Origin of the sequence: Enterobacter cloacae complex sp. ECL411 (assembly GCF_021869665.1) — a bacterium.
Taxonomy (GTDB): domain Bacteria; phylum Pseudomonadota; class Gammaproteobacteria; order Enterobacterales; family Enterobacteriaceae; genus Enterobacter; species Enterobacter intestinihominis.
Genome location: NZ_CP091486.1, coordinates 779768 through 803624, shown reverse-complemented (window position 1 = coordinate 803624; position 23857 = coordinate 779768). Strand labels below are relative to the sequence as shown.

Genomic DNA, 23857 nt, shown 5'->3' with positions numbered 1-23857 from the left:
TATACCAGTAAATGGATAAGCCTGGCGCATGAGTTATAAAAAGCAATATTTGTAATTCCGATCACAGTTGTTAATACCTATAATTAATTGCTAGCAAATAATTAACAAAACTGACGAGTACTTTTCTATGGCTGAAACAAAAACTAAACAGCCGCGTCTACTGGTGACATTAACAGCCGCGTTTGCCGCATTCTGCGCGCTGTATTTGTTAATCGGTGGCGTATGGCTGGTCGCGATTGGCGGCTCCTGGTACTACCCGATTGCGGGTCTGGTTATGGTTGGCGTAACCGTCCTGCTTTTACGCAGAAAACAATCTGCTCTGTGGCTGTACGCAGCGTTACTGCTCGCAACCATGATCTGGGGCGTCTGGGAAGTCGGGTTCGACTTCTGGGCGTTGACGCCGCGCAGCGACATTCTGGTCTTCTTCGGTATCTGGCTGATCCTGCCGTTTGTCTGGCGTCGTCTGATCGTCCCTTCCAGTGGTGCTGTAGCCGGTCTGGTCGTTGCCCTGCTGATTAGTGGCGGCATCCTGACCTGGGCCGGATTCAACGACCCGCAGGAGATCCACGGTACGCTGAACACTGAATCCACACCGGCTGCGGCTATTTCGCAGGTGGCTGACGGCGACTGGCCAGCCTATGGTCGAAATCAGGAAGGTCAACGTTACTCCCCGCTGAAGCAGATCAATGCGGACAACGTGAAAAACCTGAAGGAAGCCTGGGTATTCCGTACCGGCGACCTGAAGATGCCAAACGATCCGGGTGAGCTGACCAACGAAGTGACCCCGATTAAAGTGGGCAACATGCTCTACCTGTGTACGGCGCACCAGCGTCTGTTCGCGCTCGACGCGGCCACCGGTAAAGAGAAATGGCACTTTGATCCACAGCTGAACTCCAACCCGTCGTTCCAGCACATCACCTGCCGCGGCGTCTCTTACCACGAAGCGCGCGCTGATAATGCCAGCCCGGAAGTCATTGCCGACTGTCCTCGCCGCATTATGCTGCCGGTGAACGATGGCCGCCTGTTTGCCATCAACGCTGAGACCGGTAAGCTGTGCGAAACCTTCGCTAACAAAGGCATTCTGAATCTTCAGACCAACATGCCGGACACTACGCCGGGTCTGTATGAGCCGACCTCCCCGCCAATCATTACCGATAAAACCATCGTGATTGCCGGTTCGGTAACGGATAACTTCTCTACCCGCGAAACCTCCGGCGTTATCCGTGGTTTCGACGTGAACACCGGTAAACTGCTGTGGGCCTTCGACCCGGGCGCGAAAGATCCCAACGCGATCCCATCGGATGAACACACCTTTACCTTTAACTCACCGAACTCCTGGGCACCGGCAGCGTATGACGCGAAGCTGGACCTGGTTTACCTGCCGATGGGCGTGACCACGCCGGATATCTGGGGTGGTAACCGTACGCCGGAGCAGGAACGTTACGCCAGCTCCATCGTGGCGCTGAACGCAACGACCGGTAAACTGGCATGGAGCTACCAGACCGTTCACCACGATCTGTGGGATATGGATATGCCGTCCCAGCCAACGCTGGCGGACATTACCGTTAACGGTAAAACCGTTCCGGTGATTTACGCCCCGGCCAAAACCGGCAACATCTTCGTGCTGGATCGCAGCAACGGTAAGCTGGTTGTTCCTGCGCCGGAAAAACCGGTTCCGCAGGGTGCGGCCAAAGGCGACTACGTTACCAAAACGCAGCCGTTCTCTGATCTGAGTTTCCGTCCGGAGAAAGACCTCAGTGGTGCAGACATGTGGGGTGCCACGATGTTTGACCAGCTGGTATGCCGCGTGATGTTCCACCAGCTGCGCTATGAAGGCATCTTCACGCCGCCGTCAGAGCAGGGCACGCTGGTCTTCCCGGGTAACCTGGGGATGTTCGAGTGGGGTGGGATCTCCGTTGACCCTAACCGTCAGGTCGCCATCGCTAACCCAATGGCGCTGCCGTTCGTTTCCCGTCTGATCCCTCGTGGTCCGGGTAACCCAATGGAGCAGCCGAAAGATGCGAAAGGCAGCGGTACCGAAGCCGGTATCCAGCCGCAGTATGGCGTTCCTTATGGTGTGACCCTGAATCCGTTCCTTTCTCCGTTCGGTCTGCCGTGTAAACAGCCTGCCTGGGGTTACATCTCCGGTCTGGATCTGAAGACCAACAAGATCGTCTGGAAGAAACGTATTGGTACGCCACAGGACAGCATGCCGTTCCCGATGCCTGTTCCAGTGCCGTTCAATATGGGTATGCCAATGCTGGGTGGCCCAATCTCCACCGCCGGTAACGTGCTGTTCATCGCGGCAACCGCAGATAACTACCTGCGCGCCTACAACATGACCAACGGTGAAAAACTGTGGCAAGGCCGTCTGCCAGCCGGTGGACAGGCAACGCCGATGACCTATGAAGTGAATGGCAAACAGTACGTTGTTATCTCCGCAGGTGGTCACGGTTCGTTTGGCACGAAGATGGGCGACTATATTGTCGCGTATGCACTGCCTGACGACGCTAAGTAATGAAAAAGCCCGGTGGCGCTAACGCATACCGGGCTTTCGGGTGTCCTATGTAGGCCGGGTAAGGCGAAGCCGCCACCCGGCTTTTTTTATACGGTAAAGCCCAGCATCATCCCCGTATCTTCATGCTCCAGCAGATGGCAGTGGGCCATATAGGCAAACTCTTTCGGCGCTTCGTGATCGAACTTCACCAGCACCTCGCTGACACCGCCTTCCACCCTCACCGTATCTTTCCAGCCCCGGCGATGCGCGTCCGGCGCTTTACCGTTCTCAGAGAGAATACGGAACTGCGTGCCGTGGATATGGAACGGGTGCAGCATCATGTCGCCTTCGCCTGAAATTACCCAGCGTTCAAACTGCCCTTTCGTGGCGGCGAACATGGGCGTGTTCATATCGAACGCTTTGCCGTTGATGCGGTTGGCGTTGTGGAAATCGAAACCATGGCCGCCGTGATCCATGCCGCCCATTTTACCGTGGTCCATATTCATATGGCCCATCATCTGGCCGTGGTGCATTCCCGCCATGGCCTGCTTGCCGTACTTCTTCATCAGCGCCTGCATGCCCATCATGTCGAGCATCGGGTCCATGGAGAGCTGAAGTTTACGCTGCGTAAGCCCGTCCAGCGACGGGAGTGCGGGTAGCGTGGTGAGGGCGTCCGGCAGCGTACCGGAAGCGGCGATCTGTAGCGGCTGAATGCGCAGGACCGGATGGGGTTTATCAAACGGCGCAACGGCCATCCCCATCTGGCTGACCGGCAGAGTCACCAGGTCAAACGCTTTGCCATCGCTGATATCCACCAGCACCTCGAAGCGCTCGCCCATCAGCATCGGCAGCTCGCTCACCTTCACCGGTTCCGGCAGCAGGCCGCCGTCGCTTGCCACCACATACAGCGGGCGTTTATCGCTGGTGGCGAAGTTCAGCGAGCGGGCGTTACAGCCATTTAGCAGGCGTAAACGCAGCCAGCCTTTTGGCGCGGCATGCTGCGGGTAGATTGCGCCGTTGGTCAGCAGCGTATCGCCAAACCAGCCTACCGCCGCGCTCATTACGTCCAGCTGATAGTCAATTTGCCCGTCAGCGCTGAATTTTTTGTCCTGCACAATCACCGGGACATCGTCGATCCCCCACTGTTTTGGCAGGCGCAGCAGGCGGCTTTCATCGTCTTCAATCAGCACCAGACCGGCCAGCCCCATCGCCACCTGATGGCCCGTTTTGCCATGCTGATGCGGGTGGAACCAGCAGGTCGCCGCACGCTGGTCAGGAGTAAAGGTGACGCTGCGTTTACCACCAGGCCTGATGACGCCCTGAGGCCCCCCATCCACTTCGCCCGGGACTTCCAGCCCATGCCAGTGCAGCGTGGTCTCTTGCGCTAGCGTGTTATGAATGTCTACCGTCACCGCCTTCCCTTTGCGTAACTGCAACGCAGGGCCGAGCAAATTGCCGTTATAACCCCACGTCGTGGCGGCGTGCTGACCGAACGTGGTTTTACCGGCCTGCACCACAAGCTGAATGCGGCTGCGGGCATCTGCGGCGAGTAATTCAGGTATGGGTAAAGCAGGTCTGTCGGCGGCAAAAACGGCGCGGCTCCAGAGCGGTAACGCGCTGGCAACCCCCAGCGCGGCAGAAAATTTTAAAAAATCACGACGTTGCATGTGCATTTCCTTATTTCCAGCAGGCGATCTTTTGAGCATAAACCCTCCCCTTACCGGAAGGTCAAGCACGGCGGCAATAATAAAGATCGTCGGCCTGGCATCAAGTATGCTAACGTTAATTTTCCGTGATGCAGTGGTAAAGGCAATGAAGACGTTTTTCAGAACAATTTTGTTCGCCAGCCTGATGGCGATGTGTGCGAACAGTTACGCGCTAAGTGAAAACGAAGCGGAAGATATGGCCGATCTGACGGCAGTTTTTGTTTTTCTGAAAAACGATTGTGGTTACCAGAATTTACCCAATGGGCAAATTCGTCGCGCACTGGTCTTTTTTGCCCAGCAGAACCAATGGGACCTCAGCAACTACGACAGCTTCGACATGAAGGCGCTCGGTGAAGACAGCTACCGTGATTTAAGCGGTATTGGCATTCCCACTGCTAAAAAATGCAAAGCGCTGGCTCGCGATTCACTCAGCCTGCTCGCCTACGTGAAGTAACCTTCCCGACGCCCCTTGTTGACCCGCTAACCGCTTCACGGCGGTGTTGTGTTGCGCCCATCTGCCGGATGTAATGGATGCTAACGAAGGAGGTGCTCCCCATGACCGAAAAAACGGTATGGCAAGAAACGCTGCATGACCAGTTTGGTCAGTATTTTGCCGTGGATAACGTGCTCTATCATGAGAAAACCGATCATCAGGATCTGATAATCTTCGAAAACGCCGCCTTTGGCCGCGTAATGGCGCTGGACGGCGTGGTGCAAACCACCGAGCGCGACGAGTTTATCTATCACGAAATGATGACCCACGTCCCGCTGCTGGCCCACGGCCACGCGAAGGACGTGCTGATTATCGGCGGCGGCGACGGCGCGATGCTGCGTGAAGTCTCGCGTCATCAGAATGTCGAAACCATCACCATGGTGGAAATCGACGCCGGTGTGGTGTCGTTCTGCCGCCAGTATCTGCCCAACCACAATGCTGGCAGCTATGACGATCCGCGGTTTAATCTGGTTATCGACGATGGCGTCAATTTTGTTAACCAGACCACGCAAACGTTTGATGTCATTATCTCTGACTGTACCGACCCTATCGGTCCGGGCGCGTCGCTGTTTACCTCGTCGTTTTACGAAGGCTGCAAGCGCTGCCTGAAGCCTGGCGGGATTTTTGTGGCGCAAAACGGCGTTTGCTTCCTGCAACAGGATGAAGCGCTTGATAGCCACCGTAAGCTGAGCACCTATTTTGCTGACGTCAGCTTCTACCAGGCGGCGATCCCCACTTACTACGGCGGGATCATGACCTTTGCCTGGGCGACGGATAACGACGTCCTGCGCCATCTCTCCACCGAAATTATCCAGGCCCGCTTCCACCAGGCCGGACTCAAATGCCGATACTACAACCCGGCGATCCACACCGCAGCCTTTGCGTTGCCTCAATATCTGCAAGACGCGCTGTCCTCAAAGGAGGTGAACTAATTGAAAAAGCTTAAACTGCATGGCTTTAACAATCTGACCAAAAGCCTGAGTTTTTGTATTTACGATATCTGCTACGCCAAAACAGCAGAAGAGCGCGATGGTTATATCGCCTATATCGATGAACTCTACAACGCCAACCGTCTGACCGAGATCCTGACAGAGACCTGCTCGATTATCGGCGCCAACATCCTGAATATCGCGCGGCAGGATTACGAGCCGCAGGGAGCAAGCGTCACCATTCTGGTCAGCGAAGAGCCGGTTGACCCGCAGCTTATCGACAAAACCGAGCACCCCGGCCCGCTGCCAGAAGTGGTTGTCGCCCACCTGGATAAAAGCCATATCTGCGTGCACACCTACCCGGAAAGCCACCCGGAAGGCGGACTGTGTACCTTCCGCGCGGATATTGAAGTGTCGACCTGCGGCGTGATTTCACCGCTGAATGCGTTGAATTATTTAATCCACCAGCTGGAATCCGATATCGTCACTATTGATTATCGCGTACGCGGTTTTACCCGTGATATCAACGGCATGAAGCACTTCATCGATCATGAGATCAACTCCATTCAGAACTTCATGTCCGACGACATGAAGTCGCTATACGACATGATGGATGTGAACGTCTATCAGGAAAATATCTTCCACACCAAAATGTTACTTAAGGAATTCGACCTTAAGCACTACATGTTCCACACGAAGCCGGAAGATTTAAGCGAAGAAGAGCGTAAGGTCATTACCGACCTGCTCTGGAAAGAGATGCGCGAAATTTACTACGGCCGTAACATTCCGACCGTGTAATCGTGGCCCGAAGCAGGGACGCTTCGGGGAATTACTTCTGTTTCATAAAGTCGCGGTAGGCGTTCACCACTTTCAGGAAATCTTCCACACCGCACAGCGACAGGCTTTCTTCGTCGTAGTAGCTCATCCCCTCTTCCATCTCATCACCCGAGAACTCAAGCTGGTTGGCACGCACCATCACCTCTTCGCCATCCATCCACAGGGTGTATTCGTGCCCGGCGCGTTGCCAGGAGCGTTCACTGCCTTTCACCGTTTCCGCTGCCTGTTCGACTTCATCCAGCAGCGCGAGGTTCTCTTTCACCTCTTCGTTAAACCAGTGTCCAACGGCTTCGTGCCCCATCGACATTCGCACTTTCACCACGCCGGTGATGTCGCGCAAAAATTCGTAATCCATAGCGTTTTCCTCTGCAAAGCCATTAGGGTAATTATCGCAGCAGAGAGGAAGAAAAAAAGCGGGAGAGGTGGGAGGAATGAAAATAAAAAAAATACCCCTCACCCTGGCCCTCTCCCAAAGGGAGAGGGAATAAAATCCCCCTCGCCCCTTGGGGAGAGGGGTTAGGGGTGAGGGGTTGGTTTTTTATACCGCGGTCTGGAAGATCACCCCGTCAGCCTTCTCGGTGTACTGAGAGAGCTGGTCGAAGTTCAGATAGCGATAGGTATCCACCGCCGTCTTATCTACCTGAGCCACAAAGGTCTGGTACTCTTCCGGCGTTGGCAGTTTGCCAATCAGCGCCGCAACCGCTGCCAGCTCCGCAGAAGCCAGGTAGACGTTCGCCCCGGTACCCAAACGGTTCGGGAAGTTACGGGTGGAGGTGGAGACCACTGTCGCACCGTCGGCCACGCGCGCCTGGTTGCCCATGCACAGGGAGCAGCCCGGAATTTCAATACGCGCCCCGCTCTTACCGAACACGCTGTAGTAGCCCTCTTCGGTCAGCTGCGCCGCATCCATACGGGTTGGCGGCGCCACCCACAGACGGGTCGGCAGCTGGCCTTTGTGAGTATCCAGCAGCTTACCGGCAGCACGGAAGTGGCCGATGTTGGTCATACAGGAGCCGATGAACACTTCGTCGATCTTATCGCCCTGTACGTCAGAGAGCAGACGCGCATCGTCCGGATCGTTTGGCGCACACAGGATTGGCTCTTTGATATCCGCCAGATCGATGTCGATCACCGCCGCGTACTCTGCGTCAGCGTCAGCTTCCAGCAGCTGCGGATCCGCCAGCCATTTTTCCATGCCCTGAATACGACGCTCCAGCGTACGGCGGTCGCCGTAGCCTTCCGCAATCATCCACTTGAGCAGCACGATGTTGGAGGTCAGATACTCAATAATCGGCTCTTTGTTCAGCTTGATGGTACAGCCCGCCGCAGAACGCTCGGCAGAGGCATCGGTCAGCTCGAACGCCTGCTCAACTTTCAGATCCGGCAGACCTTCAATTTCCAGAATGCGGCCAGAGAAGATGTTTTTCTTGCCCTTCTTCTCAACGGTCAGCAGACCCTGTTTGATGGCATACAGCGGGATTGCGTGCACCAGATCGCGCAGAGTGATGCCCGGCTGCATTTTGCCTTTGAAGCGCACCAGCACGGATTCAGGCATGTCGAGAGGCATCACGCCGGTCGCTGCGGCAAACGCCACCAGACCGGAGCCCGCAGGGAAGGAGATACCAATCGGGAAACGGGTATGGGAGTCACCGCCGGTACCCACGGTATCCGGCAGCAGCATGCGGTTCAGCCAGGAGTGGATAACGCCGTCGCCCGGACGCAGGGAGACACCGCCACGGTTCATAATGAAGTCAGGCAGCGTGTGGTGCGTAGTGACGTCAACCGGCTTCGGATATGCCGCAGTGTGGCAGAAGGACTGCATCACCAGGTCAGACGAGAAGCCCAGGCACGCCAGGTCTTTCAGTTCATCACGGGTCATTGGACCGGTGGTGTCCTGAGAGCCCACGGAGGTCATTTTCGGCTCGCAGTACGCGCCAGGACGGATACCAGCGACGCCGCAGGCGCGACCGACCATTTTCTGTGCCAGCGAGAAGCCGCGATTGCTTTCCGCCACGTCTTTCGCCTGACGGAACACGTCACTGTGCGGCAGACCCAGCGCTTCACGCGCTTTGGTGGTCAGGCCACGGCCAATGATCAGCGGAATACGGCCACCGGCACGCACTTCGTCGATCAGCACGTCGGTTTTCAGCTCGAAGCTTGCCAACAGTTCGTTGGTTTCGTGGTTGCGCACTTCGCCTTTATACGGGTAAACGTCAATCACGTCACCCATGTTCAGGTTGCTCACGTCCACTTCAACTGGCAGAGCGCCCGCATCTTCCATGGTGTTGAAGAAGATTGGCGCAATTTTGCCGCCGAGGCACAGGCCGCCGCCGCGCTTGTTCGGCACGTGCGGAATGTCGTCGCCCATGAACCACAGCACGGAGTTGGTGGCGGATTTACGGGAAGAACCGGTACCAACCACATCACCGACGTAGGCCAGCGGGAAACCTTTCTCCTGAAGCGCTTCGATCTGTTTAATCGGGCCAACGCTACCCGGCTGATCCGGCTCGATGCCTTCGCGGGCGTTTTTCAGCATCGCCAGGGCGTGCAGGGGGATATCAGGACGAGACCACGCGTCCGGAGCCGGAGAGAGGTCATCGGTGTTGGTTTCACCGGTAACCTTAAAGACGGTCACGGTAATTTTTTCAGCAAGCGCAGGGCGGTTCAGGAACCATTCGGCATCGGCCCAGGACTGCATCACCTGCTTCGCGTAAACGTTGCCTGCTTTGGCTTTTTCTTCTACATCGTAGAAGTTATCGAACATCAGCAGCGTTGAAGAGAGCGCTTTGGCAGCAATCGGTGCCAGCTTTTCGTTGTCCAGCGCGTCAATCAGCGGATGAATGTTATAGCCGCCCTGCATGGTGCCGAGCAGTTCAATGGCTTTTTCAGGAGTAACCAGTGGGGAGGTGGCTTCGCCTTTGGCGATAGCAGCAAGGAATCCGGCTTTTACGTAGGCAGCTTCATCTACGCCAGGCGGTACGCGGTTGATCAGCAGATCTAACAGGAATTCTTCTTCGCCCTCAGGCGGGTTCTTCAGCAGCTCGACGAGCGCGGCCATTTGGGTTGCATCTAAAGGTTTGGGTACAATTCCCTCGGCGGCACGTTCTGCTACGTGCTTACGGTATTCTTCTAGCACGACGGTTCTCCTCGCTCTCATTGTCATATGCGGCGGGCGTTCTCTTCACGCTCCTGTGAGACAGCAGTTTGTAGGGTAAATGCCCGATACCGCGTCGGGCAGCATAGCAGGATTTCTGCACAGTGTTAATCTGTTTACAAAAAAGCAACATTAAATTATTTGCTGAATCGTTAAGCATGGTGTAGCGGGGAGACGAGGCGAATCTTGTCCTCTTTCCCGTCGCCTTTTCAGCTATCCGATATAATTGTGTAATAAATACTCACACTCTTTATCCGGACGCTCCGGTTGGTTTCCCAACAATAGTCAAAACTGTAAAACACGAGTGAATGATACTCGCGGCAACAGCAACGCCTCACGGCACTGCACTCGTCTCGTTGGAGTCAATCTATGAAGTTGCCTTTTAAGCCACATCTTCTTGTTCTGCTTTGCAGTGCGGGGCTGTTTGCCGCCTCGGGTGTCATGTACGTTAAAAGCCGCGCAACGGAACCTGCTACGCCTGCTCCGGTTACACAACAACCTGGCGCACCGGTAGCCCAGCCTGCGCCCGTCGCTGCCCCGGTCTACACTGCGGCGCAAATCGACCAATGGGTTGCCCCTGTCGCGCTTTACCCGGATGCCCTGCTGTCGCAAATCTTGATGGCGTCGACTTACCCGTCAAATGTTATTCAGGCCGCGCAGTGGTCGAAAGATAATCCTAAAATGCAGGGTGATGCCGCCCTGCAGGCGGTAGCCACCCAGCCGTGGGATCCCAGCGTAAAATCCCTGGTTGCGTTTCCTCAGCTGATGTCGTTGATGGGCGAAAATCCGCCATGGGTACAAAATCTGGGAGACGCTTTCCTTGCACAGCCGAAAGATGTGATGGATTCCGTACAGCGGCTGCGCCTGCTGGCCCAACAAACGGGTGCGCTACAATCCACACCGCAGCAGACGGTCACCACCGTCACGAAACCTGCATCGACAAAAACCACGACAACCGCAACGCCTACCAGCCCAACGGTGATCAAGATTGAATCCGCCGATCCGCAGGTGGTGTATGTTCCCACGTATAACCCGAATACGGTTTATGGTAGCTGGCCTAACACCGCTTACCCGCCGGTCTATCTTCCGCCCTCACCCGGCGAGCAATTCACGGACAGTCTGGTTAAAGGATTAGGTTTTAGCCTCGGGGTCGCTACAACCTACGCCATTTTCAGCAATATTGACTGGGATGACGACGACTGGGATCACCATCATCACGATGATGACTGGGACAATCACGGCGGTTATAACCGCAACGGTGATAACAACATCAATATCAACGTGGATAATTTCAACAGAATCAGCGGGCAGCACCTGAACGGTAATAACCACACCTGGCAGCACAATCCTGCCTATCGTGAAGGCGTGCCTTACCCGAATAACCAGCTGGCTAACCGCTTCCACTCTACACAGACAGCCACCGGGCTAAGCGCGACGCAGCAAAATCCAGTCAATCGCGACAGCCAGCGCCAGGCCGCTCTCAGCCAGATGGAAAAATCAACGGGTAAAACCCTCCCACACTCAGTACATACAGCCACGCGGGACGCACAACGTCTGGCCTCAACGCAACAGTTGAAGCAGATCTCGCAGCGAAATAACTATCGTGGATATGACACCAGGCCACAGGCCGTAAAACGGACGAGCACGCCGCAGCGTGAACATCATCAGACTGACATGCACAGACAGGAGAAGCGGGTTTCACAGACGGTACAGCAGCCAGCCAGGCTGCATCGGGCCAATGCCCTGAGCGGCAACGACAGCCGCTCCGCGAACTGGCAAGCCCAGCAGCAGCGCGGGGCGCAAAGCCGGCAGCTCGCTACTCGTCAACATCAGCCGCGCCAGCTCACTGGCGAACGCGCTGAACGCCATGAATTCCGTCATCGTTAAGGGAGCCGACATGAAACGTCAATTACTCAGTGGAATGGTGTTGTTCATGGTCTCGGCGGCCGTCATGGCACAGCAATCGTTCAGTTCGCCAGAACAGGCGACCAGTGCGCTGGCAAGCGCCATCAGCGAGCAAAATGAAAGTGCGATGAACAATTTGCTCGGTGAAAACTGGCGCGATTTCCTGCCGCCCGAAGGCGTTGATCCTGATGCGGTCGATCGCTTCCTGCGCGACTGGAACGTTCATCATAAAACCGTCATCAGTGGCAACGTGGCGCACCTGGTGGTGGGCGATAACGGCTGGCAGCTACCGATCCCGGTGGTCAAAACGGCATCTGGCTGGCAGTTTGATATGCAGGAAGCCGCAGAAGAGATCCTGACCCGCGAAATCGGGCGCAACGAACTCGCAGCCATCGAAGCGCTTCACGCCTATGTTGATGCCCAGCAGAGCTATTTTGCGATGAACCAAAAGTACGCGCAGAAGATAGTCAGTTCTGAAGGTAAAAAGGATGGACTGTACTGGCCCGTCGCTCCCGGTGAAACGCCCAGCCCACTGGGTCCGGCGTTCAGTCCTCCACAGTCGGGGGGCGGGTTACCATGGTTACCGATTCCGCATCCTGCCGGATAAAAATGGCTTTGCCATGGTCGCCTGGCCGGTGAACTACGGTCAGACGGGGGTAATGAGCTTTGTAATTAACCAGGATGACGCGGTTTATCAGGCAGATCTCGGCAACGATTCGGCGCAGAAAGCGCAGGCTCTTAGTGAATACCAGCAGGATAAGACCTGGCAGCCTGTCACACCCTGAACGCAGCGCATAAAAAAAGCGGCCTGAGGCCGCTTTTTTCATCTGAAGAAACTTATTTCTTCTTCGCTTTCGCGTTTGGCAGGTCAGTAATGCTACCTTCAAACACTTCAGCCGCCAGGCCCACGGACTCATGCAGAGTCGGGTGTGCGTGGATGGTCAGCGCGATGTCTTCTGCGTCGCAGCCCATTTCGATAGCCAGACCGATTTCACCCAGCAGCTCGCCGCCGTTGGTACCGACAATCGCACCACCGATGACGCGGTGAGTCTCTTTGTCGAAGATCAGTTTGGTCATACCGTCTGCGCAATCGGACGCGATAGCACGGCCAGAAGCAGCCCACGGGAAGGTGGCAGTTTCATAGCTGATGCCTTTCTCTTTCGCTTCTTTCTCAGTCAGACCAACCCATGCAACTTCTGGCTCGGTATACGCGATAGATGGGATCACTTTCGGATCGAAGTAATGCTTCATGCCGGCGATAACTTCAGCGGCAACATGACCTTCGTGAACACCTTTGTGCGCCAGCATTGGCTGACCGACGATATCGCCGATAGCAAAGATGTGCGGCACGTTGGTACGCAGCTGTTTGTCAACGCGGATGAAGCCACGGTCGTCCACTTCCACGCCAGCTTTGCCCGCGTCGAGATTTTTACCGTTCGGCACACGGCCGATAGCCACCAGCACGGCGTCGTAACGCTGTGGTTCGGATGGGGCTTTTTTGCCTTCCATGGAAACGTAAATACCGTCTTCTTTCGCTTCAACGGCAGTCACTTTGGTTTCCAGCATCAGGTTGAATTTCTTGCTGATGCGTTTGGTGAAGACTTTAACGATATCTTTGTCGGCTGCCGGGATTACCTGGTCGAACATTTCAACCACGTCGATCTCTGAACCCAGCGCATGGTACACAGTACCCATTTCCAGACCGATGATACCGCCGCCCATAACCAGCAGACGCTTAGGAACGGTTTTCAGCTCCAGCGCATCGGTGGAATCCCACACGCGTGGATCTTCATGTGGAATGAATGGCAGTTCGATTGGGCGAGAGCCTGCCGCGATGATCGCGTTGTCGAAGTTGATCACGGTTTTGCCGTTTTCGCCTTCCACTTCCAGGGTGTTCGCACCGGTGAATTTACCCAGACCGTTTACCACTTTCACTTTACGGCCTTTGGCCATACCCGCCAGACCGCCGGTCAGCTGAGTGATAACTTTCTCTTTCCAGGTACGAATTTTGTCGATATCGGTTTTCGGCTCGCCGAAGACGATACCGTGTTCAGCCAGCGCTTTGGCTTCTTCGATAACTTTCGCTACGTGCAGCAGCGCTTTAGAAGGGATACAGCCGACGTTCAGACAAACACCGCCGAGGGTGCTGTAACGTTCTACGATGACGGTTTCCAGACCTAAATCCGCGGCGCGAAATGCTGCGGAGTAACCTGCCGGGCCTGCCCCAAGTACTACGACCTGAGTTTTGATTTCTGTGCTCATCATGACCTCTTAATGTATACCCGTCGTCCACCGGGTCGTTCTATCCGCCCGTATTTTACAAAATTGTTAACAATTTTGAAACAACAAACGGCTCACGAATTATCGCTTTCACCAATAACCTCAAAAACCCCATGAGATTATCAGAAAAAAGCCGGCCGACTGGCCGGCTTTTCGATTACATCACCAGGCGGCGAATGTCGCTCAGGGTGTTGTTGATGATGGTGATGAAACGCGCACCATCAGCCCCGTCGATTACGCGGTGGTCGAAGGACAGAGAGATTGGCATCATCAGACGCGGCACGAACTCTTTGCCATTCCACACCGGCTCCATCGCGGACTTGGACACACCGAGGATAGCCACTTCCGGCGCGTTTACAATCGGCGCGAAGTGGGTGGTACCCAGGCCGCCGATGCTGGAGATAGTGAAGCAGCCGCCCTGCATTTCGCCGGCAGTCAGCTTACCATCACGCGCTTTTTTGGAGATGGTGGTCAGTTCACGGGACAGCTCGGTAATGCTCTTCTTGTTCACGTCTTTGAAGACCGGAACCACCAGACCATTTGGCGTATCAACCGCAACACCGATGTTGATGTATTTCTTCAGCGTCAGCTTCTGGCCGTCTTCGGACAGGGAGCTGTTGAAGCGTGGCATCTGCTCAAGGGCAGCGGCAACGGCCTTCATGATAAAGACCACTGGGGTGAACTTCACGTCCAGCTTACGCTTCTCAGCTTCGGCGTTCTGCTGTTTACGGAACGCTTCCAGATCGGTGATATCGGTCTTATCGAAGTGCGTAACGTGCGGGATCATCACCCAGTTACGGCTCAGGTTAGCACCAGAGATTTTCTGGATACGGCCCAGCTCCACTTCTTCGATTTCACCGAACTTACTGAAGTCCACTTTCGGCCATGGCAGCATGCCCGGGATACCGCCGCCAGCTGCTGCCGCAGGTGCAGCTTCGGCGCGTTTCACCGCGTCTTTCACGTAAGCCTGAACGTCTTCGCGCAGGATACGACCTTTACGGCCGGTGCCCTTCACTTTCGCCAGGTTCACACCGAATTCGCGCGCCAGGCGACGAATCAGCGGAGTCGCGTGGACGTAAGCGTCGTTTTCAGCGAACTCAGATTTTTCTGCTTTAGCAGCAGGGGCAGCAGCAGGTTTAGCAGCCTGAGCCGGTGCAGCAGCAGGTGCCGGAGCAGCCGCGGCAGCCGGAGCGGCGGCAGGCGCTGCGCCTTCCACTTCGAAGACCATGATCAGAGAGCCGGTAGACACTTTGTCGCCGGTGTTGATTTTGATCTCTTTAACGGTACCGGCGAACGGCGCAGGCACTTCCATAGAAGCTTTGTCGCCTTCAACGGTGATCAGTGACTGTTCAGCGGCAACTTTGTCGCCCACTTTCACCATCACTTCGGTCACTTCAACTTCGTCACCGCCGATGTCCGGTACGTTAACGTCTTTCGCGCCGCCAGCAGCCGCTGGTGCAGCGGCCGGAGCCGGAGCAGCAGCCTGAGCAGGCGCAGCGGCAGGTGCAGCACCCGCCACTTCGAATACCATGATCAGCGAGCCGGTAGACACTTTGTCGCCGGTGTTGATCTTGATTTCTTTAACGGTACCGGCGAACGGTGCTGGCACTTCCATAGAGGCTTTGTCGCCTTCTACGGTGATCAGTGACTGCTCAGCCGCAACGGTGTCGCCCACTTTCACCAGGATTTCGGTAACTTCAACTTCGTCACCGCCGATGTCAGGCACATTTACTTCTTTCGCTGCCGCGGCCGCTGCTGGAGCAGCAGCAGGAGCGGCTTCTTTCTTCTCTTCCTGCGCAGGTGCAGCAGCTGCTGCACCGTCGGCGGAATCGAAAATCATGATCAGTTTGCCAGTCTCGGTTTTATCGCCAACAGAGACTTTGATCTCTTTAACGATGCCAGCCTGAGGAGACGGGACTTCCATAGAGGCTTTGTCGCCTTCTACGGTGATCAGCGACTGTTCAGCTTCAACTTTGTCGCCTACTTTGACCAGGATCTCGGTGATTTCAACTTCATCAGCCCCGATGTCCGGTACATTGATTTCGATAGCCATTATTCTTTTACCTCTTACGCCAGACGCGGGTTAACTTTATCTGCATCGATGTTGAATTTGGTGATTGCGTCTGCAACCACTTTCTTATCGATTTCGCCACGTTTAGCCAGTTCGCCCAGTGCTGCTACTACCACGTAGGAAGCATCAACTTCGAAGTGGTGACGCAGGTTTTCGCGGCTGTCAGAACGACCGAAGCCGTCAGTACCCAGTACGCGATAATCATCAGCTGGAACGTAAGTACGAACCTGCTCAGCGAACAGTTTCATATAGTCAGTAGACGCCACCGCTGGCGCGTCGTTCATCACCTGAGCGATGTACGGAACGCGTGGGGTTTCCATTGGGTGCAGCATGTTCCAGCGCTCACAATCCTGGCCATCACGCGCCAGTTCAGTGAAGGAGGTCACAGAGTACACATCGGAACCCACACCGTAGTCTTTCGCCAGGATCTGCGCTGCTTCACGAACGTGACGCAGGATAGAACCGGAGCCCAGCAGCTGAACTTTACCTTTGCTACCTTCGATGGTTTCGAGTTTGTAGATACCTTTACGGATACCTTCCTCGGCACCTGCTGGCATTGCCGGCATGTGGTAGTTTTCGTTCAGGGTGGTGATGTAGTAGTAAACGTTCTCTTGCGCTTCACCGTACATGCGCTGCAGACCGTCATGCATGATGACTGCCACTTCGTACGCGTAAGACGGGTCGTAAGAGATACAGTTAGGGATAGTCAGAGACTGAATGTGGCTGTGACCATCTTCGTGCTGCAGACCTTCACCGTTCAGGGTCGTACGACCAGAAGTACCACCGATCAGGAAGCCGCGAGCCTGCTGGTCGCCTGCCTGCCAGCACAGATCACCGATACGCTGGAACCCGAACATGGAGTAGTAGATGTAGAACGGGATCATCGGCAGGTTGTTGGTGCTGTAAGAGGTCGCAGCAGCCAGCCAGGATGCGCCTGCGCCCAGCTCGTTGATACCTTCCTGCAGGATCTGACCTTTCTCGTCTTCTTTGTAGTATGCAACCTGCTCACGGTCCTGCGGGGTGTACTGCTGGCCGTTCGGGCTGTAGATACCGATCTGACGGAACAGACCTTCCATACCGAAAGTACGCGCTTCGTCGGCGATGATTGGAACCAGACGATCTTTGATTGACTTGTTCTTCAGCATCACGTTCAGGGCACGAACGAAAGCGATAGTGGTAGAGATCTCTTTGTTCTGCTCTTCCAGCAGCTGAGAGAAGTCTTCCAGGGCTGGCAGTTCCAGCTTCTCGGTGAAGTTAGGCTGACGAGCAGGCAGGTAGCCTTTCAGCGCCTGACGACGTTCGTGCAGGTACTTGTGCTCTTCAGACCCTTCCGGGAAGGTGATGTAAGACAGGTTTTCTACCTGCTCATCGGTCACTGGAACGTTGAAACGGTCGCGGATATAACGCACGCCGTCCATGTTCATTTTCTTAACCTGGTGAGCGATGTTTTTACCTTCTGCGGTATCACCCATGCCGTAACCTTTGATGGTGTGGGCCAGGATCACAGTCGCTTTACCTTTGGTTTCCTGCGCTTTTTTCAGTGCAGCGTAAACTTTCTTCGGATCGTGACCACCGCGGTTCAGCGCCCAGATCTGCTCGTCAGTCCAGTCTGCAACCAGGGCTGCGGTTTCAGGATATTTGCCGAAGAAGTGCTCACGAACGTAGGCACCGTCTTTGGATTTGAAGGTCTGGTAGTCGCCGTCAACGGTTTCGTTCATCAGCTGGATCAGTTTACCGCTGGTGTCTTTACGCAGCAGCTCATCCCAACGACCGCCCCACATGACTTTGATCACGTTCCAGCCTGCACCCGCGAAGATGCCTTCCAGTTCGTTAATGATCTTGCCGTTACCGGTTACCGGACCATCCAGACGTTGCAGGTTACAGTTGATGATGAAGCACAGGTTGTCCAGCTTCTCACGGGTCGCGATGGTGATCGCGCCTTTAGATTCTGGCTCATCCATTTCACCGTCGCCCAGGAAGGCGTAAACGGTCTGCTCAGAGGTGTCTTTCAGACCACGGTGTTCCAGGTACTTCAGGAATTTAGCCTGATAGATTGCACCAATTGGACCCAGACCCATAGATACGGTCGGGAACTGCCAGAACTCAGGCATCAGTTTAGGGTGCGGATAAGAAGACAGACCCTTACCGTGAACTTCCTGACGGAAGTTGTTCATCTGCTCTTCAGTCAGACGACCTTCCAGGAAGGCACGTGCATAGATGCCCGGAGAGATGTGGCCCTGGAAGTACACCAGATCGCCGCCGTCTTTCTCGTTGGCTGCACGGAAGAAGTGGTTGAAGCACACTTCGTAAACGGTTGCAGAGGACTGGAAGGACGCCATGTGGCCACCCAGTTCCAGATCTTTCTTGGATGCGCGCAGAACGGTCATGATAGCGTTCCAGCGGATAGCAGAACGGATACGGCGTTCCAGATCCAGATTGCCCGGGTATTCCGGTTCGTCTTCGACGGCAATCGTGTTTACGTAGTTGCTAGCCCCTGCACCTGAAGCCACTTTCACGCCGCCTTTGCGCGCTTCTGAAAGCAGCTGATCAATCAGATACTGAGCACGCTCAACACCTTCTTCACGGATGACCGATTCGATCGCCTGTAGCCAGTCGCGAGTTTCGATCGGATCCACGTCATTTTGGAGACGTTCTGACATGGGGGTATTCCTTATCTATCTAATACGTTGATTTGTCTGGAACCTGTCCCATTGTGCTCTCGGTTAAGAACACAATAAGACAGGTTCTGCGTTTAGTTGCCGCGCTCTAAAAGTACCTGGCGCTTAATCCTTTCGTTGCTGTATGCGGCGCAATGAACGCTCGCGACGCGATTGTTCACGGCTGCGGTCCAGCAAGATTTCCTCAATGAAAGCCAGATGGCGGTGCGACGCTTCACGCGCCTGCTCCGGTTCCCCGGCCATTATCGCCTCGAATACTCGGGTGCGATGGTTGCTTACCAGCGGGAGCATCTCCCGACGGGCATACAACAATTCAAAATTCTGACGAACGTTCTGGGCCAGCATGGGCTCCATGCAGCGTAGCAGATGGAGGAGCACCACGTTGTGCGCTGCTTCGGTGACGGCAATTTGATACTGGACAACGGCGCTGGATTCGGCGTCTAAGTCGCCGGACTGCTGTGCCCGTTCAATGGCCTGATGCAGCTCGCGAATACGTACGCGATCTTCATCAGTGCTGCGAAGGGCGGCGTAATAGGCCGCGATACCTTCCAGCGCGTGACGGGTCTCAAGCAGATCAAACTGGGATTCTGGGTGGTCAGAGAGAAGTTCTACCAGCGGGTCGCTGAAGCTCTGCCACAGGCTGTTTTGCACAAAGGTTCCGCCACCCTGACGACGGAGCAACAGGCCCTTTGCTTCGAGACGTTGAATCGCCTCACGCAGAGAGGGGCGTGAAACGTCGAACTGTTTTGCCAGCTCGCGTTCTGGCGGGAGTTTCTCGCCCGGGCGCAGTGTCCCTTCGAGAATCAAAAACTCCAGCTGCTGCTCAATCACATCGGAAAGTTTTGGTTGGCGAATTTTGCTGTAGGCCATATTCCCTGTCTTACGCCTTTTTGCCCGGAGTCAATTGGTCTTACCAATTTCATGTTCGTATCGCTAAAGTAACAAAGTATTCACCTTCTGTCCATATTGGTTTTGATTGAAATCAGGAAACCCGGCACATTTTAACAACCTTACAGAACTAACGTTTCAGGAATGTAACTTTGCACAAATGAAATGGTTACTCCCAAAGGGGCAGTTTTAACCATATTTAAACGAGGGATTTTGCAATCTGAAGCGATTCAACAAGGCAAAATATGAAAATTCGTCCACTTATGACGCATTTCTATTCTATAGGTTGGGGTATGAGGGGTTAACGTACCGATTTACAATTGGTTTCTTTTTATTCAAGTCGTCATCATCCCTTCATAAAGCAGGTGCATTCGCTGGCACTTACCACTATTCTGGCGCTAACGGAAGCCATCTCCGCTTTTTTCGGTATCGTTAACCGTAAAGAAATAAATACAGAATATGGACTTTCATAATTACACACGCACAGCGTGAACATAACAACCACACACGAGGTTTCAAATGGAAGCTCAACAGCATGGCGATCAGCTAAAGCGCGGCCTTAAAAACCGCCATATTCAGCTCATTGCCCTGGGCGGTGCTATTGGTACTGGCCTGTTTCTGGGCAGTGCGTCCGTTATCCAGTCGGCCGGTCCGGGCATCATTCTGGGTTACGCAATTGCAGGTTTCATTGCGTTTTTGATTATGCGCCAGTTAGGGGAAATGGTCGTTGAGGAGCCGGTTGCAGGCTCTTTTAGCCACTTTGCCTACAAATACTGGGGCAGCTTTGCGGGCTTCGCCTCCGGATGGAACTACTGGGTTCTTTACGTGCTGGTTGCTATGGCGGAACTCACCGCCGTCGGTAAATACATTCAATTCTGGTACCCGGAGATCCCCACCTGGGCGTCTGCGGCAGTCTTCTTCGTGCTGATCAACGCCATTAACCTGACCAACGTGAAAGTGTTTGGGGAAATGGAGTTCTGGTTCGCCATTATCAAAGTAATTGCCGTTGTAGCGATGATCATTTTTGGCGGCTGGTTGCTCTTCAGCGGCAACGGTGGCCCGCAGGCAACCGTACGCAACCTCTGGGAACAGGGCGGGTTCCTGCCGCACGGCATGACCGGCCTGGTAATGATGATGGCGATCATTATGTTCTCCTTCGGCGGTCTGGAGCTGGTGGGCATCACCGCCGCGGAAGCCGACAACCCGGAGCAGAGCATCCCGAAAGCCACAAATCAGGTTATCTACCGTATTCTGATCTTCTACGTGGGCTCCCTGGCGGTCCTGCTCTCCCTGCTGCCATGGACACGCGTCACGGCGGATACCAGCCCGTTTGTGCTGATCTTCCACGAGCTGGGCGACACCTTCGTGGCGAACGCGCTCAACGTCGTAGTGCTGACCGCCGCGCTCTCTGTTTATAACAGCTGCGTTTACTGCAACAGCCGTATGCTGTTCGGCCTGGCGCAACAGGGCAACGCACCGAAAGCGCTGCTTACCGTTGATAAACGTGGCGTACCGGTTAACACCATTATCGTGTCGGCGGTCGTGACGGCGCTTTGCGTTCTGATTAACTACCTGGCACCGGAATCGGCCTTCGGCCTGCTGATGGCGTTGGTGGTTTCCGCGCTGGTGATCAACTGGGCGATGATTAGCCTCGCGCACATCAAGTTCCGCCGCGCCAAGCAGCAGCAGGGCGTAACCACGCGCTTCCCTGCCCTGCTCTATCCGCTGGGGAACTGGGTTTGCCTGCTGTTCATGGCGGCCGTGCTGGTCATCATGCTCATCACGCCAGGCATGGCGATTTCCGTCTACCTCATCCCGGTGTGGATTGCGATCCTCGGCGTGGGCTATATGGTGAAACAGAAAAATGCCAAAACGGTGAAAGCGCACTAAGTGTTTTCTCGCTGTACCCGCGGTTGCGGGTACAGCGTCTTGTTACCTTCCTCACAAATTCACGCCAACAGCAAAATCCTCCATATCACCGCCCTTATATTGCAACGCATATATCCGTTTGCCAGCGAATAATTCTCTCCATACCGAAACCCGGAGATCTGTCGATGGATAACAACAAACTGTCAGTAAAAGAAAAGATCGGCTATGGCATGGGTGACGCCGGATGCAACATTATCTTTGGCGCCATCATGTTATTTGTTAACTATTTTTATACGGATATTTTTGGTCTGGCGCCTGCGCTGGTTGGGGTACTGCTGCTGTCCGTTCGCGTGATTGACGCCGTAACGGACCCAATCATGGGCGCGATTGCCGACCGTACCCGCAGCAAATATGGTCGATTTCGTCCATGGCTACTGTGGATTGCCTTCCCCTATGCGCTGTTCAGCATCCTGATGTTCACCACCCCAGAGTGGAGCTATAACAGCAAAGTTATCTATGCATTTGTCACCTACTTCCTGCTGTCGCTGACCTATACCGCCATCAACATTCCGTACTGCTCGCTCGGTGGCGTGATCACCAACGACCCAAAAGAGCGCGTAGCCTGCCAGTCCTATCGTTTTGTTATGGTCGGTATCGCCACGCTGCTGCTGTCGCTTACGCTCCTGCCAATGGCCGACTGGTTCGGTGGGGATAACAAAGCCAAAGGCTACCAGATGGCGATGACCGTGCTGGCGCTGATTGGTACCTGCATGTTCCTGTTCTGCTTCGCCACGGTGCGCGAGCGCGTTCGCCCGGCGGTACAAACCCACGACGAACTGAAAAACGACCTGAAGGATGTGTGGAAGAATGACCAGTGGGTGCGCATTCTGCTTCTGACGCTCTGTAACGTCTGCCCGGGCTTTATCCGCATGGCGGCCACCATGTATTACGTCACCTGGGTAATGGGGCAAAGCACCCATTTCGCCACGCTGTTTATCAGCCTGGGCGTTGTCGGCATGATGTTCGGCAGTATGCTGGCGAAAGTGCTGACCGACCGCTGGTGTAAGCTGAAGGTCTTCTTCTGGACCAACATCGCGCTGGCGATTTTCTCCTGCGCCTTCTACTTCTTCGACCCGAAAGCGACGACAACCATTGTTGTGCTTTACGTCCTGCTGAATATCCTGCACCAGATCCCATCCCCTCTGCACTGGTCACTGATGGCCGACGTGGACGACTACGGTGAATGGAAAACCGGGAAACGTATCACCGGGATCAGCTTCTCCGGCAACATCTTCTTCCTGAAGCTGGGTCTGGCGATTGCCGGGGCGATGGTTGGCTTCCTGCTCTCCTGGTACGGTTATGACGCGGGCGCAAAAGCGCAGAGCGCGGATGCCATCAACGGCATTGTGCTGCTCTTTACCGTCATTCCTGGCATTGGATATTTAATTACCGCGGGCGTTGTACGTCTGCTGAAAGTGGACCGTGAGACCATGAAGCAAATCCAGTCCGATCTGGAGAAGCGTCGCACCAACTATCGTGAACTGAGCGACTATCAGGAATTTAAAGCCGCTGAGACTAAATAAGGAAAGCCGAATGCAAACCTGGCCAAACCCGTTTATTGAACAACGCGCCGACCCGTATATCCTGCGCCACGATGGACAATATTACTTTATCGCCTCCGTGCCGGAGTATGACCGGCTGGCGATCCGCCGCGCGGACTCGCTGGAAGATTTAGGCAATGCCGAAGAGGTAGTTGTCTGGCGCAAGCCCGACACCGGCCCGATGAGCCAGCTGATCTGGGCACCGGAACTGCATCATATCGACGGCAAGTGGTACATCTACTTTGCCGCCACACATACCCAGGCGCTCGACGAACTCGGTATGTTCCAGCATCGCATGTTCGCCATTGAATGCGCAGATCGCGATCCGCTCACCGGTACATGGGTGGAAAAAGGGCAAATCAAAACCCCGTTTGACACCTTCGCGCTGGATGCCACTACCTTTGTGCATCAGGGCAAACGCTGGTATCTGTGGGCGCAAAAAGCCCCGGACATTTCCGGTAACTCCAATCTTTACCTGTGTGAAATGGAAAATCCGTGGACGCTGAAAGGCGAGCCGGTGATGCTCAGTAAACCGGAATATGACTGGGAGTGCCGCGGATTCTGGGTCAACGAAGGCCCGGCGGTGCTGTTCCATGGCGATAAGCTATTTATCAGCTATTCCGCCAGCGCCACCGACGAGAATTACTGCATGGGATTACTGTGGATAGACGTAGATGCCGATCCGCAAAACCCGGCTAACTGGCATAAATCCCCGCGCCCGGTGTTCGTCACCAGCTACGAAAACCGTCAGTATGGACCAGGCCATAACAGCTTTACGCAGACGCCGGAAGGCGACGATGTGCTGGTCTACCACGCGCGAAACTACACTGAAATTGAAGGCGATCCGCTTTACGATCCGAATCGCCACACTCGCCTGAAGCTCGTCCGCTGGGACGACAACGGGATGCCTGATTTTGGCATCCCGCCTGCGGATACGCTGTAACGGCTT

15 protein-coding genes and 1 pseudogene are annotated in these 23857 nt (G+C 54.9%); 9 read left to right on the top strand and 7 right to left on the bottom strand.

The genetic code is table 11. The features are described from left to right. The first annotated feature begins 127 nt into the window (after nucleotides 1–127). Nucleotides 128–2518, top strand: coding sequence for a glucose/quinate/shikimate family membrane-bound PQQ-dependent dehydrogenase (locus L3069_RS03805; protein ID WP_023299340.1), 2391 nt, complete (start codon nucleotides 128–130; stop codon nucleotides 2516–2518). Nucleotides 2519–2604: 86 nt separating this feature from the next. On the opposite strand, the gene cueO is transcribed toward L3069_RS03805, so the two are convergent. Then, a complete protein-coding gene (cueO, locus tag L3069_RS03800; protein WP_038415353.1) occupies nucleotides 2605–4164 on the bottom strand; it encodes a multicopper oxidase CueO in 1560 nt (519 codons plus the stop codon). Nucleotides 4165–4309: 145 nt separating this feature from the next. On the opposite strand from cueO, the gene L3069_RS03795 reads away from it, so the two are divergent. The 3 genes from L3069_RS03795 (at nucleotide 4310) to speD (ending at nucleotide 6423) form a co-directional block, all read left to right on the top strand. After that, nucleotides 4310–4657: a YacC family pilotin-like protein gene (locus tag L3069_RS03795; RefSeq protein WP_003856306.1), complete on the top strand. Its 348-nt coding sequence runs from the start codon at nucleotides 4310–4312 to the stop codon at nucleotides 4655–4657. 101 nt (nucleotides 4658–4758) lie between these two features. Beyond that, on the top strand, nucleotides 4759–5628 hold the full coding sequence (gene speE, locus L3069_RS03790) for a polyamine aminopropyltransferase (protein WP_022647071.1): 870 nt from the start codon (nucleotides 4759–4761) through the stop codon (nucleotides 5626–5628). After that, a complete protein-coding gene (speD, locus tag L3069_RS03785; protein WP_022647070.1) occupies nucleotides 5629–6423 on the top strand; it encodes an adenosylmethionine decarboxylase in 795 nt (264 codons plus the stop codon). 31 nt (nucleotides 6424–6454) lie between these two features. Here the strand turns inward: speD and yacL are convergent, their stop codons facing one another. Together yacL and acnB are read right to left on the bottom strand one after the other, a co-directional pair. Beyond that, the gene (gene yacL, locus L3069_RS03780) at nucleotides 6455–6817 is read right to left on the bottom strand and encodes a protein YacL (RefSeq protein WP_022647069.1); all 363 of its coding nucleotides are present in this window, start codon (nucleotides 6815–6817) and stop codon (nucleotides 6455–6457) included. A gap of 183 nt (nucleotides 6818–7000) precedes the next feature. Further along, nucleotides 7001–9598 (bottom strand): bifunctional aconitate hydratase 2/2-methylisocitrate dehydratase, encoded by a 2598-nt coding sequence (acnB, locus tag L3069_RS03775; protein ID WP_038415351.1) that lies wholly within the window; start codon nucleotides 9596–9598, stop codon nucleotides 7001–7003. A gap of 387 nt (nucleotides 9599–9985) precedes the next feature. On the opposite strand from acnB, the gene L3069_RS03770 reads away from it, so the two are divergent. After that, on the top strand, nucleotides 9986–11503 hold the full coding sequence (locus tag L3069_RS03770) for a DUF3300 domain-containing protein (protein WP_032625518.1): 1518 nt from the start codon (nucleotides 9986–9988) through the stop codon (nucleotides 11501–11503). A gap of 10 nt (nucleotides 11504–11513) precedes the next feature. Continuing rightward, nucleotides 11514–12306 (top strand): annotated as a pseudogene (locus L3069_RS03765) (DUF2950 family protein). 52 nt (nucleotides 12307–12358) lie between these two features. On the opposite strand, the gene lpdA reads toward L3069_RS03765, so the two are convergent. The 4 genes from lpdA to pdhR all read right to left on the bottom strand — a co-directional run bounded on the left by lpdA (nucleotide 12359) and on the right by pdhR (nucleotide 19420). Continuing rightward, on the bottom strand, nucleotides 12359–13783 hold the full coding sequence (gene lpdA, locus L3069_RS03760; protein ID WP_003856313.1) for a dihydrolipoyl dehydrogenase: 1425 nt from the start codon (nucleotides 13781–13783) through the stop codon (nucleotides 12359–12361). 175 nt (nucleotides 13784–13958) lie between these two features. Then, nucleotides 13959–15854 carry a pyruvate dehydrogenase complex dihydrolipoyllysine-residue acetyltransferase gene (aceF, locus tag L3069_RS03755; RefSeq protein WP_023299336.1) on the bottom strand — a complete coding sequence of 632 codons (1896 nt, stop codon included), beginning with the start codon at nucleotides 15852–15854 and terminating at the stop codon, nucleotides 13959–13961. 14 nt (nucleotides 15855–15868) lie between these two features. After that, on the bottom strand, nucleotides 15869–18532 hold the full coding sequence (gene aceE / locus L3069_RS03750; RefSeq protein WP_022647064.1) for a pyruvate dehydrogenase (acetyl-transferring), homodimeric type: 2664 nt from the start codon (nucleotides 18530–18532) through the stop codon (nucleotides 15869–15871). A 123-nt stretch (nucleotides 18533–18655) separates the two neighbouring features. After that, complete coding sequence (pdhR, locus tag L3069_RS03745; protein WP_006173806.1) at nucleotides 18656–19420, bottom strand: pyruvate dehydrogenase complex transcriptional repressor PdhR; 765 nt, start codon at nucleotides 19418–19420, stop codon at nucleotides 18656–18658. 537 nt (nucleotides 19421–19957) lie between these two features. Between pdhR and aroP the strand changes: the two genes are divergently transcribed. From aroP to L3069_RS03730, 3 genes are all read left to right on the top strand, one after another. Continuing rightward, the gene (gene aroP, locus L3069_RS03740; protein WP_023299335.1) at nucleotides 19958–21328 is read left to right on the top strand and encodes an aromatic amino acid transporter AroP; all 1371 of its coding nucleotides are present in this window, start codon (nucleotides 19958–19960) and stop codon (nucleotides 21326–21328) included. 164 nt (nucleotides 21329–21492) lie between these two features. Next, a complete protein-coding gene (locus L3069_RS03735) occupies nucleotides 21493–22890 on the top strand; it encodes a glycoside-pentoside-hexuronide (GPH):cation symporter (protein WP_022647062.1) in 1398 nt (465 codons plus the stop codon). Nucleotides 22891–22900: 10 nt separating this feature from the next. Further along, entirely contained in the window at nucleotides 22901–23851 is a 951-nt protein-coding gene (locus tag L3069_RS03730; RefSeq protein WP_038415349.1) for a family 43 glycosylhydrolase, read from the top strand. Nucleotides 23852–23857: the final 6 nt, after the last annotated feature.